The 21381-nt window shown below is 39.1% G+C and carries 23 protein-coding genes and 2 riboswitches; of the genes, 22 read left to right on the top strand and 1 reads right to left on the bottom strand.

Annotation, left to right across the window (positions count from 1 at the left end; all coding sequences use genetic code 11):
* Positions 1–7 precede the first annotated feature (7 nt).
* From cobD to LMOATCC19117_RS06000, 19 genes are all read left to right on the top strand, one after another.
* The gene (cobD, locus tag LMOATCC19117_RS05910; RefSeq protein ID WP_003724708.1) at positions 8–1093 is read left to right on the top strand and encodes a threonine-phosphate decarboxylase CobD; all 1086 of its coding nucleotides are present in this window, start codon (positions 8–10) and stop codon (positions 1091–1093) included.
* On the top strand, positions 1083–1958 hold the full coding sequence (locus LMOATCC19117_RS05915) for a propanediol utilization protein PduX (protein ID WP_003734692.1): 876 nt from the start codon (positions 1083–1085) through the stop codon (positions 1956–1958). Before cobD ends, LMOATCC19117_RS05915 begins: the two co-directional genes overlap by 11 nt.
* 55 nt (positions 1959–2013) lie before the next feature.
* Positions 2014–2163: riboswitch (adenosylcobalamin (AdoCbl) riboswitch) on the top strand.
* 384 nt (positions 2164–2547) lie between these two features.
* Positions 2548–3687 carry a 1-propanol dehydrogenase PduQ gene (locus LMOATCC19117_RS05920; protein ID WP_003729754.1) on the top strand — a complete coding sequence of 380 codons (1140 nt, stop codon included), beginning with the start codon at positions 2548–2550 and terminating at the stop codon, positions 3685–3687.
* Between the two features lie 274 nt (positions 3688–3961).
* Positions 3962–4543, top strand: coding sequence for an ANTAR domain-containing response regulator (locus LMOATCC19117_RS05925; RefSeq protein ID WP_003724712.1), 582 nt, complete (start codon positions 3962–3964; stop codon positions 4541–4543).
* Entirely contained in the window at positions 4536–5993 is a 1458-nt protein-coding gene (locus LMOATCC19117_RS05930) for a sensor histidine kinase (RefSeq protein ID WP_003724713.1), read from the top strand. The genes LMOATCC19117_RS05925 and LMOATCC19117_RS05930 overlap by 8 nt, the downstream gene beginning before the upstream one ends.
* Before the next feature lie 89 nt (positions 5994–6082).
* A complete protein-coding gene (gene eutA, locus LMOATCC19117_RS05935) occupies positions 6083–7504 on the top strand; it encodes an ethanolamine ammonia-lyase reactivating factor EutA (protein ID WP_003724714.1) in 1422 nt (473 codons plus the stop codon).
* A gap of 41 nt (positions 7505–7545) precedes the next feature.
* The gene (locus tag LMOATCC19117_RS05940; protein ID WP_003721574.1) at positions 7546–8910 is read left to right on the top strand and encodes an ethanolamine ammonia-lyase subunit EutB; all 1365 of its coding nucleotides are present in this window, start codon (positions 7546–7548) and stop codon (positions 8908–8910) included.
* A gap of 19 nt (positions 8911–8929) precedes the next feature.
* Positions 8930–9811, top strand: coding sequence for an ethanolamine ammonia-lyase subunit EutC (gene eutC, locus LMOATCC19117_RS05945; RefSeq protein ID WP_003724715.1), 882 nt, complete (start codon positions 8930–8932; stop codon positions 9809–9811).
* Between the two features lie 22 nt (positions 9812–9833).
* Entirely contained in the window at positions 9834–10487 is a 654-nt protein-coding gene (gene eutL, locus LMOATCC19117_RS05950; protein ID WP_003724716.1) for an ethanolamine utilization microcompartment protein EutL, read from the top strand.
* Between the two features lie 14 nt (positions 10488–10501).
* Positions 10502–11023, top strand: coding sequence for a BMC domain-containing protein (locus tag LMOATCC19117_RS05955; protein WP_003724717.1), 522 nt, complete (start codon positions 10502–10504; stop codon positions 11021–11023).
* Positions 11023–12483, top strand: coding sequence for an acetaldehyde dehydrogenase (acetylating) (locus tag LMOATCC19117_RS05960; RefSeq protein WP_003721578.1), 1461 nt, complete (start codon positions 11023–11025; stop codon positions 12481–12483). Before LMOATCC19117_RS05955 ends, LMOATCC19117_RS05960 begins: the two co-directional genes overlap by 1 nt.
* 31 nt (positions 12484–12514) lie before the next feature.
* Positions 12515–12799 (top strand): BMC domain-containing protein, encoded by a 285-nt coding sequence (locus LMOATCC19117_RS05965; protein ID WP_003719393.1) that lies wholly within the window; start codon positions 12515–12517, stop codon positions 12797–12799.
* Positions 12800–12964: 165 nt separating this feature from the next.
* Positions 12965–13720 carry a hypothetical protein gene (locus LMOATCC19117_RS05970; RefSeq protein WP_003724718.1) on the top strand — a complete coding sequence of 252 codons (756 nt, stop codon included), beginning with the start codon at positions 12965–12967 and terminating at the stop codon, positions 13718–13720.
* A 12-nt stretch (positions 13721–13732) separates the two neighbouring features.
* On the top strand, positions 13733–14374 hold the full coding sequence (eutD, locus tag LMOATCC19117_RS05975; RefSeq protein WP_003721580.1) for an ethanolamine utilization phosphate acetyltransferase EutD: 642 nt from the start codon (positions 13733–13735) through the stop codon (positions 14372–14374).
* Positions 14371–14943 (top strand): TIGR02536 family ethanolamine utilization protein, encoded by a 573-nt coding sequence (locus tag LMOATCC19117_RS05980; protein ID WP_003740570.1) that lies wholly within the window; start codon positions 14371–14373, stop codon positions 14941–14943. The genes eutD and LMOATCC19117_RS05980 overlap by 4 nt, the downstream gene beginning before the upstream one ends.
* Before the next feature lie 14 nt (positions 14944–14957).
* Positions 14958–15227 carry a EutN/CcmL family microcompartment protein gene (locus tag LMOATCC19117_RS05985; protein WP_003721582.1) on the top strand — a complete coding sequence of 90 codons (270 nt, stop codon included), beginning with the start codon at positions 14958–14960 and terminating at the stop codon, positions 15225–15227.
* Positions 15220–15765 (top strand): ethanolamine utilization microcompartment shell protein, encoded by a 546-nt coding sequence (locus tag LMOATCC19117_RS05990; RefSeq protein WP_003721583.1) that lies wholly within the window; start codon positions 15220–15222, stop codon positions 15763–15765. Before LMOATCC19117_RS05985 ends, LMOATCC19117_RS05990 begins: the two co-directional genes overlap by 8 nt.
* Before the next feature lie 15 nt (positions 15766–15780).
* Positions 15781–16902 (top strand): ethanolamine utilization protein EutH, encoded by a 1122-nt coding sequence (gene eutH / locus LMOATCC19117_RS05995; protein WP_003721584.1) that lies wholly within the window; start codon positions 15781–15783, stop codon positions 16900–16902.
* Positions 16895–17338: a cupin domain-containing protein gene (locus LMOATCC19117_RS06000; protein ID WP_003724722.1), complete on the top strand. Its 444-nt coding sequence runs from the start codon at positions 16895–16897 to the stop codon at positions 17336–17338. The genes eutH and LMOATCC19117_RS06000 overlap by 8 nt, the downstream gene beginning before the upstream one ends.
* Positions 17339–17379: 41 nt before the next feature.
* Here the strand turns inward: LMOATCC19117_RS06000 and LMOATCC19117_RS06005 are convergent, their stop codons facing one another.
* Positions 17380–17931 (bottom strand): helix-turn-helix transcriptional regulator, encoded by a 552-nt coding sequence (locus tag LMOATCC19117_RS06005; protein ID WP_003734691.1) that lies wholly within the window; start codon positions 17929–17931, stop codon positions 17380–17382.
* A 313-nt stretch (positions 17932–18244) separates the two neighbouring features.
* Between LMOATCC19117_RS06005 and LMOATCC19117_RS06010 the strand changes: the two genes are divergently transcribed.
* The 3 genes from LMOATCC19117_RS06010 (at position 18245) to cbiB (ending at position 21374) form a co-directional block, all read left to right on the top strand.
* Positions 18245–18739, top strand: a complete 495-nt coding sequence (locus LMOATCC19117_RS06010; RefSeq protein ID WP_003724724.1) for an ECF transporter S component — start codon at positions 18245–18247, stop codon at positions 18737–18739.
* A riboswitch (cobalamin riboswitch) is annotated at positions 18733–18910 on the top strand. It overlaps the preceding gene by 7 nt.
* A gap of 161 nt (positions 18911–19071) precedes the next feature.
* On the top strand, positions 19072–20430 hold the full coding sequence (locus LMOATCC19117_RS06015; RefSeq protein ID WP_003734690.1) for a cobyrinate a,c-diamide synthase: 1359 nt from the start codon (positions 19072–19074) through the stop codon (positions 20428–20430).
* On the top strand, positions 20427–21374 hold the full coding sequence (gene cbiB / locus LMOATCC19117_RS06020; protein WP_003734689.1) for an adenosylcobinamide-phosphate synthase CbiB: 948 nt from the start codon (positions 20427–20429) through the stop codon (positions 21372–21374). The genes LMOATCC19117_RS06015 and cbiB overlap by 4 nt, the downstream gene beginning before the upstream one ends.
* Positions 21375–21381: the final 7 nt, after the last annotated feature.

Genomic DNA, 21381 nt, shown 5'->3' on the forward strand with positions numbered 1-21381 from the left:
ATTTGATGTGAAAATAACGACGGCTTCTCACGGTGGCAACTATAATGAACTAGCAAAACAACACGGATTAACGAAAGAAATGGTGCTCGATTTCAGTGCGAATATTAATCCATTAGGAGTCCCAGCTAGTTTGAAACAAACGATAACAACAAATTTGGACAAACTGGTAGAATATCCAGAACCAGATTACTTGGCGCTCCGTGCGCGAATTGCCTCGTTTCATCAACTCGACCTAGCGAATGTAATCCCTGGAAACGGGGCGACAGAGCTGATTTTCGGAATAGCAAAAGTAACAAAGGCGCAAAAAGTACTCTTACTTGCGCCTACTTTTGCGGAATACGAACGTGCTTTTTTTGATGCCGAAATTGTTTATGCTGAGTTAACGAAAGAAACCAATTTTGCTGCGGCGCAAATCGTACTAGAAATGCTTGAACAAGATACGGATATCGAAGCTGTTTGTTTGTGCAACCCCAATAATCCAACAGGACAACTCATCGCGCAACAAGAAATGATAAAAATTGCTGATTTATGTGAAAAGCGAAACATATATTTAATTATCGATGAGGCTTTTATGGACTTTTTAGAAGAAAATGAAACAATTTCGATGATCAACTATTTAGAAAAATTTCCGCATTTAGCAATTATTCGCGCCTTTACGAAGTTTTTCGCGATTCCAGGCTTAAGACTCGGTTATTTGCTGACAAAAAATGACTTATTAGCCGAAGCACTCATGCAAATGCGCGAACCCTGGTCGATTAATACATTTGCTGACTTAGCAGGGCAAATGCTATTAGAGGATGAAGCCTATATTAGACAAACATTCGATTGGATTAATGCGGAACGAGACTTTTTATACCGAGGCTTAAGTAAATTTTCAGCGCTTACCGTGTACCGACCAAGTGTAAATTACATATTTTTCCACCTCGAAAAACCGTTTGATTTACGAAAAAAATTGCTTTTAAAAGGGATTTTTATCCGAAGTTGCGCTAATTACCGAGGTCTCACGGAGAATTATTACCGAGTGGCAGTGAAAAGTAGAGAAGATAATCGCCAACTCTTAACCGCACTTGAGGTGATTTTTAGTGGTAATTAAAGCGAGGTGTCCGGCATCTTGTGGCGAACTTTTGCAAGGCTGGATTTTAGGCGGAGAGAAGCTAATTTCATACCCAATCAACTGGTATTCCGAAGTCACTTTATCTGATAAAGTAGGACTAAATAACTCCGGGCATACAAAAGCATGGCTCGCATTCCAAACCACTTGCGAGTATTTTGGTGTGGCTAAAAGAGACCTCCCGCAAGTATCTTTACAAGTGAAGTCAACTATTCCGGTCGCGAAAGGCATGGCAAGTTCCACCGCTGATATTGCCGCAACAATTGGCGCTACAGCAAAATGGCTGAATAAATCTATCTCAGAAGCTGAAATTGCCAAGCTATGTTTACAACTAGAACCAACGGATAGCACTATTTTTGAATCACTAACTTTGTTCGATCACTTAAGAGGGGACATCATTCAAAGCTCCAATTGGATGCCAAAGCTTGGCGTCGTTGTGTTAGAACCGCTTACCATTTTAGAAACAGCTACATATCGGCAAGAAAATCACCAAGCGCAATTACTGAAAAACGAAGGACAACTAGCAAAAGGAATGGACTATTTTCAACAAGCCGTCACGCAAAAATCCATTCACTTACTTGGTAAAGCCGCATCAGTTAGTGCAGCCTGCAACCAAACTATTTTGCCAAAACCATTTTGGCGAGAGATTGTGGAAGTGACGGAAAACTTGGATTTAGTGGGGTTAAATGTTTCGCATAGTGGTACCGTTGTCGGTATACTTTATGAACTCGAAAAAACGGATCCACTCGAAATTTTATTTGAGCTAGAACGGCGCTATGTCACGACTTTTTACAGTCGATATTATTTCCGTGAGTTTGTCAGTGGTGGGGTTCAAATTATCTCGTAAAGCAAATTCTTCTTGCAAGCGGTCTATTTTATGCTATAATAACTTTGATAAACGAATTCGTTCATACAAACAGTTAGATACTGGAAGTCTGGTGAAAGTCCAGCACGGTCCCGCCACTGTAAGGAGTTAGACACTCTAAGTCAGGTCTTTTATCTAATTGTTTTAACTGGTTATACTGCTTCGAGGCAAAGCATGTATAATTCTTGGTTCCAGTGTAGTTGTCTCACTGGGGCTTTTTTATTTGTTTTTAAAACAAATAAGCCCACTGTAAATGGTTTGGTGCCGAGAAGCTGAACGAGCTACGTTTTATCAAGCACCATACGCACAAAGATGTGCACCGCTTCGTTTTATGGTGGGCAATGATCTTTTCAACGACGAAAAGAGTGATACAAGGAATGTATCTTCATTGCCTATTTACAAAAAAAGATTTGACATTTCCACGGGTTTGGTTTTTAATAAAGTGGACAAATAAAATATTTTACGGTACAAAGGCGTACTGTTTACTTAGCAAAGAAGCTTTGAGTTGGAAGAGGAAATTTCTCTACTCAAAGCTTCTTTTTTTATTTTAAAAAAACTAGGAGGTAATCTCATGCAAAAAGTTAGTTTTAAAACAGATCTTTATATTGGCCAAGGAGCAACAGATCGTTTACTCGATTTTAAAGACAAACAAATCTTTATCGTAACAGATCCATTTATGGTTAGTTCCGGAATGATTAATGCGATTACAGAAAAAATTGATCCATCGAATACATATACGATTTTTAGCGAAATCATTCCAGACCCACCGATTGAAAACGTGGTAGCAGGAATTGAAGTTTTGAATGAATGTGATGCTAACTTGATGATTGCAATTGGTGGCGGATCAGCGATTGATGCGGCGAAAGCGATGAAATTCTTCGGCCAAAAACTTGGTACGGTGCGCGCAATGCCTTTCATTGTCATTCCAACAACTAGTGGAACTGGCTCCGAAGTAACTAGTTTCTCTGTTATTACTAACAAAGAAAAAGCCATTAAATACCCACTAATTACAGATGCTATTTTGCCAGATGAAGCAATTTTAGATGCAGACTTAGTAAAATCTGTTCCACCAGCAATTACAGCAGATACTGGTATGGATGTGTTAACGCATGCGCTTGAAGCCTATGTATCTACAAAAGCGAATGATTACTCGGATGCAATGGCGGAAAAAGTTATCCAATTAGTATTCACATACTTAGAGCGTGCTTATAAAGACGGAAATGATTTAGAAGCTCGCGAAAAAATGCATAATGCGTCTTGTCTTGCAGGAATGGCATTTAACATTACTTCTCTTGGCTTAAATCACGGTATTGCGCATACAGCCGGTGCGAAATTTAAAATTCCACATGGTCGTATGAATACATTACTTTTACCGCACGTAATTAGTTATAATGCTGGAATTACAAGTGATTTTGGTAACAATCCGGATAACCGAGCAGCAGAACGTTATACAGCGATTGCCAAATTACTAAAAATGCCAGCATCGAATACACGTCTTGGTGTTCGTAGCTTAATTAATGCAATTAAACAACTTCAAAAGAAACTCAATATGCCAACTACCTTATCCGAATGTGGTGTTAGCCGCACTGATTTAAATGAAAATATCGCTCAAATCGCGGAAGGCGCACTAAATGATGGATGTACTGCAACCAATCCTAGAATACCGACAGAAACAGATGTTAGTGCGATTCTCGAAAAAATGTTGGCATAAAAGTTATTTATTTCACAACTGGAATCAAATAACCTATTGACATCGTTTTCATGCTACTTTATAATAGAACCGAGCACAAAGACGTGTGGAATTATAAATATAGCAGAGCAACGGGGCTCCCTCAAAAATATTGCACAATATTTTTAAGGGGCTCTTTCTATTTTCTTGGAGAATTTTTTCTCTAGCTCTTTTACTCTTTCGCTCAAGTAAATGCTTCTATAGAATGATTTTGTCCTTTATTGTGACGAATCAATCAATAGCAGAAGAAGAGGACGTGACAGGAATGAATGGAAGAATTGTAATAGCCGATGATGAACCTATTACAAGAATGGACATCCGAGACATCTTAGAAGAAGCGAACTACAATGTTGTAGGGGAAGCGACAGATGGTTTTGAAGCAATCGAACTTTGCAAAAGCCATCAGCCAGATCTTGTTATCATGGACATTCAAATGCCACTCTTAGACGGCTTAAAAGCAGGGAAACGAATTATTTCAGAAGGCCTTGCTGGCGGAATTATCTTACTTACCGCTTTTAGTGATCCGAAAAACACCGAGAAAGCTAAAGGGTTTGGAGCATTAGGTTATTTAGTAAAGCCACTTGATGAAAAAAGTTTGATTCCGACTGTTGAAATGAGTATTGCCAAAGGGCGAGAAACAAGAAAATTAGAGCAGCAATTAGAAAAGCTCACCAAAAAATTAGAAGAACGAAAAGTGATTGAAAAAGCTAAAGGTGTGCTTATGATTGAGAACAACATCACAGAGGAAGAAGCCTACAACATGATTCGTAATCTGAGCATGGACAAACGCTGTCCGATGATGGAAATCGCAGAAACGATTGTGATGAGCGATGACTAAAACGATTCGAGAAATGTGCTTACGCTACACAGATTTATCGGAGCACGATATTGAAGAATTAATTCACACAGCCAAGTCGTTAAGTGTTTCAGCCATGTATCAAGATGTAGATGTATTTATTGATGTATACAATAAGCTAACTAGTGAAGCACTTGTTATTCATCATACACCACCAAAAACAACCAAATCACTTTACAAAAACAAAGTAGTCGGAGAAACAGCCCTAAGGTCTAATGAGCCAGGTGTACTTAGAACATTGGAAACAGGTATGAACTCTAACGATCTACTTGCAAAAACACAAGAAAACGTATTAATTCGCCAAAAAGTTTATCCGATTCGTAATAAACAGCGAGTTATTGCCGTGCTAATTCTAGAAAATGATATTAGCGCCGAAATTAAAGCTCATTTTGAAATTGACAATGAAGAAACGGCTTATCGAGATGTTTCTACCACGCTGTCTGCCATGAGTAAACTAACGGATTCAATTACTGATCAACTAGATGATGCCATTTTGATTTTTGACCGAAACGGGATTTTGCAGCAAAAGAATTGCGCTGCGGATCAGTATTACGAAAGACTTGGTTATATGGAAGACATCCAAGGCATGCATTATGATAATTTATCCCTCGACCAGATGATGTTTGACGCAATCATGTATCAAATTGAAACTGGAAAACAACCGATTCAGTTAAAAAAAGAAGTGGTTATCGCCGGGAATTACTTTATTATGAAGCAGATTTTTGTAAAAGAAGAAGACGAGCAGGAATGCCGCTTTATTCTCATCTTGCATGACATCACGGATATTAAAGTGAAAGAAGCAGAAATTGTTTCTAAATCCGTTGCTATTCGTGAAATTCATCACCGTGTCAAAAACAATTTGCAATCTGTTGTTTCCTTATTGCGAATTCAAGGCAGACGTTCTACAAGTGTGGAGGCACAGAAGATTCTAAATGAAAGTGTCAGCCGAATCCTTGCCATTGCAGCGACACACGAGCTTTTATCGAAGCAAATGGAAGACGGCATTAACCTTTATATGGTCATCGAAACAGTCGCCTACAATATTGAAAGATGTTGTACAGATTGTCCAAAAGTAGCTGTAAGAATGGATATTGATAAACGCATTTATTTGGACAGTGACCGAACCGTGGCACTGGCGCTTGTCATGAACGAACTCTTACAAAACTCCTATGATCACGCATTTCATCCAAATGAATCAGGCGAAATTTTACTACAAATAAAAGAAGAGAAAAATATTATTCACGCAGAAGTAACGGACAACGGTCATGGGTTCAACGTTCGTAAAGTGTCCGAAAAAAGCCTAGGACTTTCCATTGTCAAAAGTTACATTAAAGATAAACTTCGAGGCAAAGTAACCATTGAATCGAATGAACACGGAACGAAAACAATGTTTGATTTTAAATACAATTCTATCCATGCTACAAAGAAGTAGCTATGAAAAAGCGATGAAGCTTAAAGCCAAGTAACGATACTGTTATTTGTCTTTAAGCTTTTTCTTTTTGCTAGAAAGGAGTGAGGGTTTTGACGGAAACAATTTTAAGTGTAGGGATTGACCTTGGTACGTCGACAACACAACTCATTTTATCCGAGTTAGAAATTCAAAATATGGCATCAAGTTTCACCGTGCCGCGTATTGTCATTTCAGATAAGCGGATTATTTTTAGAAGTGAGATTCTGTTCACACCGATTCTTGCTGATAATTTGATTGATGTGGAGGCGATTCGTGATTTTGTAACGAAAGAATATGCCAATGCAGGAATTAAAAAAGAAGAAATTGGCATGGGAGCAGTTATTATCACGGGTGAAACAGCTCGTAAAGATAACGCCAGCAATGTATTAGATGCAATGAGTGGTTTTGCTGGGGATTTTGTTGTAGCAACAGCAGGACCTGACTTAGAAAGCATCATTGCTGGAAAAGGAGCAGGTGCTCATACCTATGCCAAAGAGAATAATACCTCTGTTGTGAATTTGGATATTGGCGGCGGAACCACGAACTTATCGCTGTTTGATCGCGGAGAACTCATTGATACTGCTTGCTTAGATATTGGTGGTCGGTTAATTAAAGTAGACCGTGAAACAAGAAAAATCACCTATATTGCTCCAAAAATTCAAGCTTTAATAGAAAAACGAGGTTATCCGGTTAAACTTGGTGAAACAACTTCACCAGAAAACTTGCAACCCGTTTTAGGTGAAATGGTTGAGCTGCTTAAGAATAGTGTTGGCCTCGGGGCGCCAAATGATTTTTATGAAACAATCATTACGAATAAAGGATTGAAATTCTTAACGGAGATTGAATGTATCTCTTTTTCCGGAGGCGTTGCAGACTGCATCTCAACGGGTGCGCTAAGTGATCCTTTTAGATATGGGGATATTGGGTTATTGCTAGGAAAAGCGATTGCAGAATCTAGTTTAATGACTGAAAAAAAGTATATCGAATCTGTCGAAACCATACGGGCAACAGTGGTCGGAGCCGGTTCACACACAGCTGAAATTAGCGGTAGTACGATTACTTACACCGAGAAAATTTTCCCAGTAAAAAACATTCCAATTTTGAAACTTGCCAAACAAGAAGAAGATGAAAATATGGCAGAAGTCATCAAGGAAAAACTTAGCTGGTTCAAAATAGAGAATGAAATGGAACATATTGCACTTGCAATTGAAGGCGAAAATAGCCCAAGTTTCCAGCAAGTAACAGAATATGCGAAAGCCATTTGCGAAGGAATGAAAGAACCAATCGCACTTGGTCATCCCTTAATTATCATTACATGGCACGACATGGCAAAAGCCCTCGGACAAAGCATCTTCGGGCATTTACCAGCCGGGCATCCACTAATTTGCTTGGATAGTGTCAAAGTCGATAATGGTGATTATATTGATATAGGAAAACCAGTTGCTGACGGGAAAGTGCTACCAGTAGTAGTTAAAACCTTAGTCTTTAACTGATCCACATAAATAGCTTTAATTTTGAGAGGAGGATTTATCGAATGATTTTAAAAACGAATTTATTCGGCCATACATACCAGTTCAAATCCATCACTGATGTGTTGGCAAAAGCAAACGAAGAAAAATCAGGCGACCGTTTAGCCGGAGTTGCTGCTGAATCTGCAGAAGAACGTGTAGCTGCAAAAGTGGTGCTTTCTAAAATGACGCTTGGAGATTTACGTAATAATCCGGTTGTCCCATATGAAACAGATGAGGTAACGCGTATTATTCAAGACCAAGTAAATGACCGTATCCATGATTCCATCAAAAACTGGACAGTGGAAGAATTACGGGAATGGATTTTAGACCATAAAACAACAGATGCTGACATTAAACGTGTTGCACGCGGCCTAACATCAGAAATTATTGCTGCTGTTACAAAATTAATGTCCAATCTAGATTTAATTTATGGCGCGAAAAAAATCCGTGTAATCGCACATGCGAATACAACAATCGGTCTTCCTGGAACTTTCTCCGCTAGACTACAACCAAACCATCCAACCGATGATCCTGATGGTATCCTTGCTTCCTTAATGGAAGGATTAACTTACGGGATTGGGGATGCGGTAATCGGACTTAACCCAGTAGATGATTCTACTGATAGCGTTGTTCGTTTACTTAATAAATTTGAAGAATTCCGCAGCAAATGGGATGTGCCAACACAAACTTGTGTACTTGCACACGTGAAGACTCAAATGGAAGCAATGCGTCGCGGCGCTCCAACTGGTCTTGTATTCCAATCTATCGCAGGTTCTGAAAAAGGTAATACAGCTTTCGGTTTTGACGGAGCAACGATTGAAGAAGCTAGACAATTAGCCCTTCAAAGTGGTGCTGCGACTGGACCAAACGTAATGTACTTTGAAACAGGACAAGGTTCTGAACTTTCTTCTGACGCTCATTTCGGCGTAGACCAAGTAACAATGGAAGCTCGTTGTTATGGATTCGCGAAGAAATTTGATCCATTCCTAGTAAATACAGTAGTTGGATTTATCGGACCTGAGTACTTATATGATTCTAAACAAGTAATTCGCGCTGGCCTTGAAGATCACTTCATGGGTAAATTAACTGGTATCTCTATGGGTTGTGATGTTTGTTACACCAACCATATGAAAGCCGACCAAAACGACGTAGAAAACTTGTCCGTACTTCTAACTGCAGCAGGATGTAACTTTATCATGGGTATTCCTCATGGTGATGACGTTATGCTTAACTACCAAACAACTGGTTACCACGAAACAGCCACTTTACGTGAATTATTTGGCTTAAAACCAATTAAAGAATTTGATCAGTGGATGGAAAAAATGGGATTCAGCGAAAATGGTAAATTAACTAGCCGTGCTGGAGATGCATCTATTTTCCTAAAATAAGGAAGGGAGGAACTAAGCGATGAACGAACAAGAATTAAAACAAATGATTGAAGGCATTTTAACAGAAATGTCCGGTGGTAAAACAACCGATACAGTAGCAGCTGCGCCAACTAAATCTGTAGTTGAAACAGTTATAACAGAAGGTAGCATCCCGGATATTACTGAAGTAGATATCAAAAAACAATTACTAGTACCAGAACCAGCTGATCGTGAAGGTTATTTGAAAATGAAACAAATGACACCGGCTCGACTTGGTTTATGGCGTGCTGGTCCACGTTACAAAACAGAAACAATTCTTCGTTTCCGTGCGGACCATGCCGTAGCACAAGATTCCGTTTTCTCTTACGTTTCTGAGGATTTAGTAAAAGAAATGAACTTCATCCCAGTGAACACTAAATGTCAAGATAAAGATGAATACTTAACTCGCCCAGACTTAGGTCGTGAATTTGACAACGAAATGGTAGAAGTGATTCGTGCGAATACGACAAAAAACGCCAAACTTCAAATCGTTGTTGGTGATGGACTTAGCTCAGCGGCAATTGAAGCTAACATCAAAGATATCTTGCCATCCATTAAACAAGGTTTGAAAATGTATAACTTAGATTTTGATAACATTATTTTCGTTAAACATTGTCGTGTACCTTCTATGGACCAAATCGGTGAAATCACTGGCGCTGACGTAGTTTGCTTACTTGTAGGTGAACGTCCAGGCCTAGTCACTGCTGAATCCATGAGTGCCTATATTGCTTACAAACCAACAATTGGTATGCCAGAAGCTCGTCGTACTGTTATTTCTAACATCCATAGCGGCGGAACTCCACCAGTTGAAGCAGGAGCATACATTGCTGAATTAATTCACAATATGCTTGAGAAAAAATGTTCTGGTATTGATTTAAAATAAGCTAGTTAGAGGAGGAAACTTCATGAAAAATGATAAATTACCTGCATCCGTTTTAAGTGTCAAAGTTGTATCTAACGTAGATAATGGTCTATTTAAACAATTAGACTTAAAACCGCATCAAAGAAGCCTTGGTATTATTACATCTGATTGTGATGATGTAACTTATACAGCGCTTGACGAAGCAACAAAAGCAGCAGAAGTAGATGTTGTTTATGCGAAAAGTATGTATGCTGGTGCTGGAAATGCATCCACAAAATTCGCTGGTGAAGTTATCGGTATTATCGCCGGACCAAGCCCTGCGGAAGTAAAAAGTGGTCTTTCTGTAGCAGTAGATTTCATCGAAAATGGCGCTAGCTTTGTTAGTGCAAATGAAGATGATAGTGTTCCTTACTTCGCGCATTGTGTTTCAAGAACTGGTACATTCCTTTCAAAAGAAGCGAATGTTGCAGAAGGTGAAGCGATTGCTTACTTAATCGCCCCTCCACTTGAAGCTATGTATGCGTTAGATGCAGCACTAAAAGCAGCAGACGTAACAATCGGAGCTTTCTATGGCCCACCATCCGAAACAAACTTCGGCGGAGCACTTTTGACTGGTAGCCAATCTGCATGTAAAGCAGCTTGTGATGCGTTCAAAATGGCAGTAGAAAATGTGGCTGAAAATCCACTTCAATATTAAGGTGGTGCTAAAAAATGCCAAATGAAGCGCTTGGTTTAATTGAAGTCACAGGTTTTCTTGGTGCTGTTGTTGCTGCCGATACTTGTTTAAAAGCAGCAAATGTCGAACTGATTCAATGTGAAGTCATTCGTGGTGGTTTAACTACGGTTGAATTAACTGGTGATGTAGGTGCAGTAAATGCAGCTATCGAAGCAGGGAAAGCTGCAACAGAAGACTTAGGTTGTTTAGTATCAAGCCATGTTATCGCAAGAATGAGCGAAGATACAAAAGCACTTTTTGTTCCTCAAGAAGAAGTTAAAACACAACCAAAAGAAGTCGAACAAGAAGAACCAAAAGAAGTTATTCAACAAGTCGTAGAAGTGAACACAAACACGAAAAGTGCAGAGAAAAAACTTCGCGCAATGAAAGTTATTGATCTAAGGAAACTTGCTTACACATTAAATAATGTGCCTATCCCAAAAAGCAAGATTAAATATGCGAACAAGGATAAACTTGTTCACGCACTAAAAGATATTTATGGAAGGAGTGAAAACTAGTGGCACTAGAAGATAAAGATTTACGCTCAATCCAAGAAGTTCGTAACCTCATTGAATCAGCTAACAAAGCACAAAAAGAACTTGCTGCAATGAGCCAACAACAAATTGATACAATTGTAAAAGCAATAGCTGATGCCGGTTATGGTGCTCGCGAAAAACTTGCGAAAATGGCCCATGAAGAAACTGGTTTCGGAATTTGGCAAGACAAAGTAATCAAAAACGTCTTTGCGTCGAAACATGTTTACAATTACATCAAAGATATGAAAACCATTGGTATGTTAAAAGAAGATAACGAAAAGAAAGTAATGGAGGTTGCAGTTCCACTTGGCGTAGTAGCAGGATTAATTCCTTCTACAAACCCTACATCCACTGTTATTTACAAAACACTTATTTCGATTAAAGCCGGAAATAGTATCGTATTTTCTCCACATCCAAACGCATTAAAAGCAATTCTTGAAACAGTAAGAATCATTAGTGAAGCAGCAGAAAAAGCTGGTTGTCCAAAAGGCGCTATCAGCTGTATGACTGTTCCAACCATCCAAGGAACAGATCAACTGATGAAACACAAAGATACAGCAGTTATCCTTGCAACAGGTGGATCTGCAATGGTAAAAGCGGCTTATTCATCTGGTACTCCAGCAATTGGAGTTGGTCCAGGTAATGGCCCAGCATTTATCGAACGCAGTGCTAACATTCCTCGCGCAGTGAAACATATTCTTGATTCCAAAACATTCGATAACGGAACAATTTGCGCATCTGAGCAATCTGTCGTTGTGGAACGTGTGAATAAAGAAGCTGTCATTGCTGAATTTAGAAAACAAGGAGCACACTTCTTATCCGATGCAGAAGCTGTTCAACTTGGTAAATTCATCTTACGTCCAAATGGTTCGATGAATCCAGCAATCGTAGGTAAAAGCGTGCAACATATCGCTAACCTTGCTGGTCTAACTGTTCCAGCTGACGCAAGAGTACTTATCGCTGAAGAAACAAAAGTTGGCGCTAAAATCCCTTATTCAAGAGAAAAATTAGCTCCAATCTTGGCGTTCTATACAGCCGAAACTTGGCAAGAAGCTTGTGAACTTAGCATGGATATTCTTTATCATGAAGGAGCTGGACATACTTTAATCATCCACTCTGAAGATAAAGAAATCATTCGCGAATTCGCACTGAAAAAACCAGTTTCCCGTCTCTTAGTTAATACACCAGGAGCACTTGGTGGAATTGGCGCAACAACAAATCTTGTACCTGCTTTAACACTTGGTTGTGGGGCAGTTGGAGGAAGTTCATCATCTGATAATATCGGACCTGAAAATCTTTTCAACATTCGTCGCATCGCTACTGGCGTTTTAGAGTTAGAAGATATTCGTAAAGAAGAAAACCAAGCAACATCTGAACTTCCGGTTGATGCAGACGCACTCATCCAAAGTTTAGTCGAAAAAGTTTTAGCAGAATTAAAATAAAAAATAAAACACTAATTGGAGGAATTTTAAAATGGCAAACGCAAACGCATTAGGTATGATCGAAACTAAAGGTTTAGTAGGAGCAGTAGAAGCAGCAGACGCAATGGTGAAAGCAGCTAACGTAACACTTATGGGTAAAGAACAAGTTGGTGGCGGTCTAGTAACAGTTATGGTTCGCGGCGATGTTGGCGCAGTTAAAGCAGCAACAGATGCAGGCGCAGCAGCAGCAGAACGCGTTGGTGAATTACTATCTGTACACGTAATCCCACGTCCACACAGCGAAGTAGACGCAATTCTACCAAAAAGCGCTGAATAAGACTAACTTTTAACATAAATCAGGAAAAAGCGTGAGCGTAAGGCAAAAGGGTTCCATCAGACTCGGAAATTGCCCGAAACTTTCGCTTTTTACCAGATTTAAGCAATACAAAGCTTCCCAACATTACTAACACCAATTGTAAATGGGACAAAAGGATGTGGTTCTTTGGCTATTTTGACAGAAGATGAGTTACGAAAAGCCTATTTACACACCGATTTAAAAACAACCAAAAAACTTGATATAAAAAAAGGCACAATTATCACACCTTCAGCTAAGAGTTTCTTGTCTGAAAAGAAAATTGACCTTCATTATATTGATGAAATTGCAGAAACAAAAGTAGTAGTGGAGCCAGTGAAAAAAGAAACTACTAGAGCAAAATTCCAAACGATTTATGGTGGAGCATTAGATGAGAAGCCTGAACATATGACGCATTTGCGTGGTAACCTGCTTGTGTTTAAAGACCATCCACAAATCGCTTTCCGCGGAAAATTAGATACACTGGAAGCTGAAATTCTGGAAACCCAATGTTCCGTTGCAGCTGAGTTTAAAGATCTTGCGGAAGATTTACAAGAAATCCTCACCTTTGTAAGAAATATTGTACGATCGGAAGTTTTAAACGAGCAAATCGAATCAGTTCATTTGCTTGGAATGGATGAAAAAGAACTGCGGGAACGTAGTCATAATCCGAAAAAATACTATCAAATGACACATTTTATGCCTGATTACACGATGGGGAATGCGGTCATTCGATTAAACAAAATAAGAACGATGGTCCGCGAAACGGAATTAGCTGCCTTTTTAGCATTTAAGGAAGCCGATTATTCCATTAAGCGACCAGACATCATTCAAGCGCTTAACCGATTGTCTAGTTTATTCTGGATACTGATGTTCCGCGTGAGAACAGGTGAATATAAAAAGTAAGGAGGCTTATTCATGAATAATGAGTTAATAACAAGCCTTATTGAAGAAGTCACTCGCCGTGCGTTACTTGAAACTGGCGTAGAAGTAGAAGCATCCGGCCGCCACGTTCATTTAGATCGTGAAACAGTCGATGCACTATTTGGACCTGGGTATGAACTTACTCATTTCCGTGACCTATCTCAACCAGGTCAATATGTTTGTAAAGAAAGAATTAGCATTGTTGGACCAAAAAGCGTTATTCATAACGTTGTAATTTTAGGCCCAATTCGTAAAAAAACACAAGTAGAAATAAGCTCCACAGATGGTACGGCGCTTGGAATTAAAGCACCGGTTCGTGAAAGTGGAGACATAGCAGGGACACCAGGAATTTTACTATTATCCGCAAAAAACAGTGTTCAATTATCAGAAGGACTTATTGTTGCAAAACGCCATATTCATATGACGCCTGCTGATGCAGAAAAACAACAAGTATCCCAAAGTGAAATTGTTCAAGTGAAAATTAACGGTGACAGACCACTAATTTTTGATGATGTTGTTGTTCGGATTAGCCCTGATTTTGCTACATATATGCACATTGATTATGACGAAGCCAACGCATGTGGTTTTAAAAAGGGAATTCGAGGTCAAATAATCAAGAAAACAAAGGCTAAATGAGTATGGAACTAGACGCACTCATAAAAGCTGTCACTGAGGAAGTCATGAGACGATTACAACTTCCAGAGAAAAAAATGATTATCATGGGACAAGATTCAGAACACACTCTCAGACAGTGTTATCTAAAAGAATATCAAGTTTCGCTTTATGATCGTTCGGAACGCGCTTGTGACATTTTACTACTGGAAGAATTGGATATCGCTGAATTAGCTCGAATCAGTTTGTTTGCTCCGATGAATAAAAAAGAACAATTTATTACAGATCATCTTTTAGCAGGGCGGCCAACTTGGATAATGAAGAGTGGTATCAAAGCGCATGCTTATAAACGTTCCGCTAAATATGGTATCAGACAACTTTTTCAAGAATATGAGGAGAAACTGAGCCGATTTGGTGTCGAATTTATCGAAAGTCCGGTAAAAGAGACCAAAGAAAGTAAAGTCATCACCGAACAGGATGTTGAAAAACTTACTAAGAACAAAAGCGAATTCATTTTGCCTAAAGGAAGTTTCTTAACACCACTTGCAAAAGATTACTTACAGGAAAAACGAATTAGCATTAAAGAAAGTTAGGAAGGAAGAGCGGCATGCAAATTGGAAAAGTTACCGGGAGTTTATGGGCAACAAGAAAAGACGAAAAACTGAATGGTTTAAAACTACTACTAGTAGAGATTTGTACCGATGAAACGGAAGATGTAAGACATTCCATAGTGGCAGCTGATAATGCCGGAGCAGGAAACGGCGATCTTGTGCTCGTTACAACTGGTAGCGCAGCACGAGCATCCACTGGGGACAACACGATCCCAGTGGACGCATGTATCGTCGGCATTATCGACTCGGTAGAACGTTATGGCTGAACAGTCCTTAGGTATTCTTGAACTCAGGAGTATAAGTAAAGGGTACGAAATGGCCGATGTTTTCTTGAAAGCAGGCAATGTAACTTTATTTACTTTTCGTCCGACATGTCCTGGTAAATTTTTGATTATTTTGCAAGGTGCTTCCGGTGAACTTACTAGTGCGATGCAAGATGCAAAAGAAGAAGCTGGCAAATTTCATGTTTCTTCTTATATTTTGCATATGGCGCACGAAGAATTACTTGCTTTTCTAAACAATAAACACCCTAAAGTGGAAGTTGACGCAGTAGGAATTATCGAAATCAGTCAGTTGGGCGCTGGACTAAATGCAGTAAATGAAGCGCTGAAAAAATCGGCTATTCATTTGAAACGCATGACGCTCGGTGCTTCGATTGGTGGGAAATTTGTGGCTGTTTTTACAGGGGAAGTTAGTGCTATTCAAGAAGGGATGCGGATTCTAATCGAAACCGCCGAACCAAAAAAGGTGATACATCATACGGTCATTCCTTCTCCTGATGAACTTTTAAAACGCTATCTATAGAATGGAGGAACACTTTTGAGCATTAATGAAATTATTATTTATTTAATGGTAATCTTTATGATTCTAGGAGCTATTGACAAAATTATCGGCAACAAATTTGGCTTAGGTGCACAATTTGAAGAAGGTATTATGGCAATGGGATCGCTAACGCTAGCAATGGTCGGTATCATTACATTAGCGCCAGTTTTAGCAAAAATTTTAAGCCCGATTGTTGTACCAATTTATACGGCGCTTGGGGCTGACCCGGCAATGTTTGCAACAACGTTACTTGCGAATGACATGGGTGGTTTTGCGCTAGCTCAAGAACTTGCGCTAACTCCCGACGCTGGTCTTTTTGCAGGAGCTATTCTAGGATCCATGATGGGACCTACTATTGTTTTCACAATTCCAGTTGCGCTTGGAATTATAAAAAAAGAAGATCACAAATATTTAGCAACTGGCGTATTATCTGGTATTATTACGATTCCAATTGGTTGTTTAATCGGTGGACTTGTAGCTGGATTCTCTCCAATCATGATTTTCAAAAACTTAGTACCAATTATTCTTGTAGCTGCCCTTATTATGTTAGGCCTTTGGTTCAAACCAGAAGGCATGATTAAAGGCTTCACGATTTTTGGAAAAGGGGTAGTAATCGTTGCTACTATTGGGCTAGTTGCTGGAGCTATTCAACAACTTACTGGATTAACTATTATTCCAGGAATTGCACCAATTGGCGAAGGTATCGAAATCGTTGGTGGTATCGCACTAGTTCTAGCAGGAGCTTTCTGTTTAGTTTTTGTTATTACAAAAGTGTTCAATAAACCACTTATGAAAATGGGTAAATTGCTAGGTATGAATGAAGTTGCAGCGGCTGGTATGGTTGCGACACTTGCAAATAGTATCCCAATGTTCCAAATGCTAAAAGATATGGATGAGCGCGGTAAAATTATTAACGTTGCTTTTGCCGTATCTGCGGCCTTTGTTTTAGGGGATCATCTAGGTTTCACAGCTGGGGTTGCCCAAGATATGATTTTCCCGATGATTGTCGGAAAACTTGTCGGAGGAGTAACTGCCGTAGCTGTCGGTATCTATATGGCTAACCGAATGATGAAGAAAAATAAAGCAAAAGAACAAACGGCGGTGAAAGATAATGGCTGATATTAGTAAAGAATTAATTGAGCAACTAGTAAAACAAGTTGTCCTAGAAAAAATGGGCCAAAGTTCCAAACACGTTGATCCAAGTGGTATTCTATCGGTGAAACTTCCTGTAGTAAAAGTTTCAGAGGAAGATCGATTAGACACAGGAAATCCTAGCGATGTTGTTTATACAAAAGACTTAGTAACACTAGAAGAAAGTAAACGTCTAGGTTTTGGTTTAATGGAAATGAAAGATACAACTTTCGATTGGTTCTTGGATTATGATGAAGTAGACTACATTATCGAAGGCAGACTAGATGTTGTCATTGATGGTCGAACTGTTTCAGCAGGTCCAGGAGAAATTATTTTCATTCCAAAAGGTAGCCAAATCAAGTTTTCCGTAACTGGTGAAGCAAGATTTATTTATGTTACTTATCCGGCTGATTGGCAGTCATAATAATAATAAAAAACGATTTCGGCTTTGGCTGAAATCGTTTTTTATTTTAAGGAGTCGCGATATTCTTTTGGTGTCATATCGAATTCTTTTTTAAAGACTTTGCAAAAATAGCTTGCCCTTGAAAAACCTAAATTTTTAGCAATTGTATGGACCGCCCAGTCACTTTTTTCTAGTTGTTCTTTCGCATAGAGCATTTTTTGTTCGTTGACGTAATTAATAAAATTAATATTTAATTCGTTTTTAAATAATTTACTTAAATAAAACGGGCTTAGATAGACATAATTAGCAACTTCTTCTAATGTGATGGAGCGGTGAATGTTTTTTTTAATGTAACGAATAGCTTGCTTGATTTCTTTATGCTCTTTACCAGTTTTGTTTACGCTAGTGGTTTCTTTTCTTGGTTGTTTTTGTTTTTCATGTGCAGAGTAATAATCGCTTAAAACATCAAGCACTTCAACGGTTTCAAGTGAATGAAGTAGGGCAGAGTGATCTGGATTTTTTTTGTTGAAATCTTCTTGAATTTGTTGGGTGAATTGGCTCTCTACTTGACTATCCATCAAAGGTTGAATATTTACAACTTTTTCTTTCTCCAAAGTCCTTCCCTCCCTGTTTTATTTCTGCACTAATTATACCATAAAATCGCTTTAAATAACGTTTAATCCTGCATTTTAAATAGAACAATAAATTCTTTTTTATAACAAAATATTGTCATTTTTTAAATCTCAAAAATAGAAATTGAGAAAAAGTTCACACTGGTGGCTATTTTTGCCATATAAAACAGAAAAAAAGGGATTTTAAAAGCTTGCACTATTTTGTTTTCAGTGCTCTAAGTGACCTTGTACCAGTGGTTTAACAGGGATATAATGAAATGGAAATAACGCTTTCATGAGAGGGTGATCTTTTCAATTGAAAATTCAAAAATTAGTCTTATGTGCGATGTTGATTGCAATGTGTGTAATTGGCGCAAACATAAAATTAATGGGTTCAGTTGCATTTGACGCAGCCCCAGCTTTTATTGGGACTTTGCTGCTTGGTCCGATGTACGGAGCAGTGCTTGGGATTTTCGGTCATTTAACATCAGCATTACTAGCGGGTTTTCCGCTCACACTACCAATTCATTTGATTGTTGCTGGAATGATGGGCGTAACGATGATTGCTTATGGCTTTACGCGCCAAAAACTAGCAGAAAAGAATCAATTAGTTGCGGTTAGTGTTTCTAGTATTGTTGCTTTTGTTTTTAATTGTCCATTATCATTACTTGCACTTTATCCATTAATGCATCAAGCGGTGTTTGTTTTGTTCCCAGTGCTTGCTATTGGTTCGATTTGCAACATTTTTGTCGCAGAAGTCGTTTACCAAGTATTGCCAGAACGCTGGAAAAGACGAATTGCCGGGTACTAAACAACTAAATAGGTGAATATATTAATCCGGGAAAGAGGTGAAAATCCTCTACAGGCCCTAGCTACTGTAATACGGACGAAAACCAAACATATGTCACTGGAAGCAATTCCGGGAAGACTGGTGAGTAGGATGATGTTAAGTCAGGAGACCGCTTTTATATTCGATATCCAAAAACAACTTCTAAGGGAGCGAGTTGTCTTGATTAAGTAGATTTTCACGATGGGGAAGTTTCTTTGTGCTACAAGGAAATAGCTTATTTGCGTAAATCTCAAAAAGACGCCAATGTTCTGTTTGGCGTCTTTTTTTATGGCTAAAGTGAAAGGTGAAAAAAGATGAACAAAATCTTAATTGCAGCTGCATCAAGTGGTACAGGTAAAACAACGATCACACTTGGAATTATGCACGCGCTAAAAAAAAGAGGTCTGCGGGTTCAACCATTTAAAGTAGGTCCAGATTATATTGATACAAATTATCATCAAGCGATAACAGGCGTTGCTTCTATCAATTTAGACAGTTTTCTGATAGATGATGATGCGATGCTAGCTACTCTTTTTCAAAAGCACGGAGAGTCGGCGGATATTTCCGTCATTGAAGGTGTAATGGGTCTTTTTGATGGACTTGGTATTGATCGTGATAATTCGAGTACATCTTTTATTGCTAAATGCACGAAAACGCCTGTAATTTTAGTCGTGGATGGTAAAGCGATATCCACTTCTGCGGCGGCAATTGTGGATGGATTTAATCGTTTTGATCCGGAATTAACCATTGCTGGGGTGATTATTAATCGCGTTGCTTCAGAAAACCATTTTTCATTGATAAAAGGGGCGATTGAACGTTATACGGATGTACCTGTTTTAGGGTATTTGCCGAAAAATGCGGCGGTGGCACTTCCAGAACGTCATCTCGGATTAGTGCCAAAAGAGGAAATGACGGAATTAGAAACGAAATGGGAGTTACTTGGTGATTTGATTGCGGAACATGTTGATTTAGATAGGTTGTTAGCAATTAGTAAGACTGGTGCGAAATTGACCGTACACCCACCAGAAATACAAGTACCGGACTTTTCGGGAGTGCGCGTTGCTTATGCGCTCGACGCCGCATTTCATTTTTACTATCAAGATAACTTGGATTTTATTCGCTCAACTGGAGCCACGCTGATTCCGTTTAGTCCGTTAGAAGAAAGGAAAGTTCCGGACGCTGATTTTATTTATATCGGTGGTGGATTTCCGGAGGTTTTTGCGGAACGGCTAGCGAAGAACAAATCAATGCGCGAATCGATTTTGGCGGCGCATGAACAAGGCAAGCCAATCTATGCCGAGTGTGGCGGATTGATGTATCTTGGTTCGAGTTTAGAAATGGAAGCTGAATCCTATGAAATGGTAGGGGTTTTTGATGGAGTTAGTAAGATGACAACGCGGCTTCGGAAGTTTGGCTACTGTATCGCCGAACCTTTAGAAGACACACTACTTGGTAAAAAAGGGACAGCTATTCGCGGTCATGAATTTCATCATTCTGTTTTTGAAACGACCGAACCAACACGTATGAAATTAACGAAAAAGCGGGATGGCAAAATTGTCAAAGAATGGCACGGCGGTTATCAAAAAGGTAATACGTTCGCTAGTTACCTGCATATCCATTTCTATCAAAATCTATTGATAATAACGCATATGTTTGGAGCGATAGAGCGATGATATTGTTATTTTATACGTCATCATTCATTTTAGATTGCTTATTAGGTGATCCATATAGCTGGCCGCATCCTATTAAAGCGATCGGCAACTTGATTAAGTGGTTGACTATTATTTTACGAAAAATCTTTCATGGTAAATCACTGTATTTTGCCGGTGGATTGCTATTTGTTCTCACGGTTGGTATGACCGGAGTTGTATCCTGGTTCATTCTATTTCTTAGTGCCAAAATTGCTTACTGGCTTTACGTAGCTGTTTTTGTTTACTTAGGCTATACGACGCTTGCGATGACTTGCCTTGCGAAAGAGGCTCGGAAAATACAGCGGACCTTGGCGGACGGGGATTTGGCTGCTGCAAGAGTGCAAGTGGGAATGATTGTTGGTCGGGATACGGATAAGTTAACCGCAGAAGAAATTAGTAAAGCGACGATAGAGACTGTGGCGGAAAATACAGCGGATGGCGTTATCGCACCACTTTTTTACTTATTCATTGGTGGGCCGGTACTTGCTTTGATGTATAAAGCGGTTAATACACTGGATTCGATGGTCGGTTATAAAAACGAAAAATACCGCGCAATTGGTTTTGTTTCTGCGAAAATGGATGACATTGCCAATTTTATCCCAGCGAGATTAGCTTGGTTTTTCCTTGTCATTGCGAGTTTTATTTTAAGGTATGACGGGCGTGCTTCTTGGCAAATCGGGCTTCGAGATCGGAAAAATCATACGAGTCCTAATTGCGCTTATCCTGAAGGTGCAGTAGCAGGAGCGCTTGGAATCACACTTGGTGGAACGCATGAGTACTTCGGTGAAACAGTCATTAAACCAACCATTGGAAGTGGAAATAAACCCGTTTCAGAAAAAGAAATTAGCCAAACGATTCATTTGCTATATACGGCTTCAACGATCGCTTTTATCATTTTTGCAAGTATTTATCTACTATTATTTTAAAGGAGTG

It is taken from the genome of Listeria monocytogenes ATCC 19117 (assembly GCF_000307025.1).
Classification (GTDB): Bacteria; Bacillota; Bacilli; order Lactobacillales; family Listeriaceae; genus Listeria; species Listeria monocytogenes_B.

Bases quoted from the DNA above. Each gene is read 5' to 3' on its own strand.
- LMOATCC19117_RS05920 (WP_003729754.1), top strand. From the start codon at position 2,548: ATGCAAAAAGTTAGTTTTAAAACAGATCTTTATATTGGCCAAGGAGCA.
- LMOATCC19117_RS05930 (WP_003724713.1), top strand. From the start codon at position 4,536: ATGACTAAAACGATTCGAGAAATGTGCTTACGCTACACAGATTTATCG.
- LMOATCC19117_RS05940 (WP_003721574.1), top strand. From the start codon at position 7,546: ATGATTTTAAAAACGAATTTATTCGGCCATACATACCAGTTCAAATCC.
- eutC (WP_003724715.1), top strand. From the start codon at position 8,930: ATGAACGAACAAGAATTAAAACAAATGATTGAAGGCATTTTAACAGAA.
- eutL (WP_003724716.1), top strand. From the start codon at position 9,834: ATGAAAAATGATAAATTACCTGCATCCGTTTTAAGTGTCAAAGTTGTA.
- LMOATCC19117_RS05955 (WP_003724717.1), top strand. From the start codon at position 10,502: ATGCCAAATGAAGCGCTTGGTTTAATTGAAGTCACAGGTTTTCTTGGT.
- LMOATCC19117_RS05965 (WP_003719393.1), top strand. From the start codon at position 12,515: ATGGCAAACGCAAACGCATTAGGTATGATCGAAACTAAAGGTTTAGTA.
- eutD (WP_003721580.1), top strand. From the start codon at position 13,733: ATGAATAATGAGTTAATAACAAGCCTTATTGAAGAAGTCACTCGCCGT.
- LMOATCC19117_RS05980 (WP_003740570.1), top strand. From the start codon at position 14,371: ATGAGTATGGAACTAGACGCACTCATAAAAGCTGTCACTGAGGAAGTC.
- LMOATCC19117_RS05985 (WP_003721582.1), top strand. From the start codon at position 14,958: ATGCAAATTGGAAAAGTTACCGGGAGTTTATGGGCAACAAGAAAAGAC.
- LMOATCC19117_RS05990 (WP_003721583.1), top strand. From the start codon at position 15,220: ATGGCTGAACAGTCCTTAGGTATTCTTGAACTCAGGAGTATAAGTAAA.
- LMOATCC19117_RS06000 (WP_003724722.1), top strand. From the start codon at position 16,895: ATGGCTGATATTAGTAAAGAATTAATTGAGCAACTAGTAAAACAAGTT.
- LMOATCC19117_RS06015 (WP_003734690.1), top strand. From the start codon at position 19,072: ATGAACAAAATCTTAATTGCAGCTGCATCAAGTGGTACAGGTAAAACA.
- cbiB (WP_003734689.1), top strand. From the start codon at position 20,427: ATGATATTGTTATTTTATACGTCATCATTCATTTTAGATTGCTTATTA.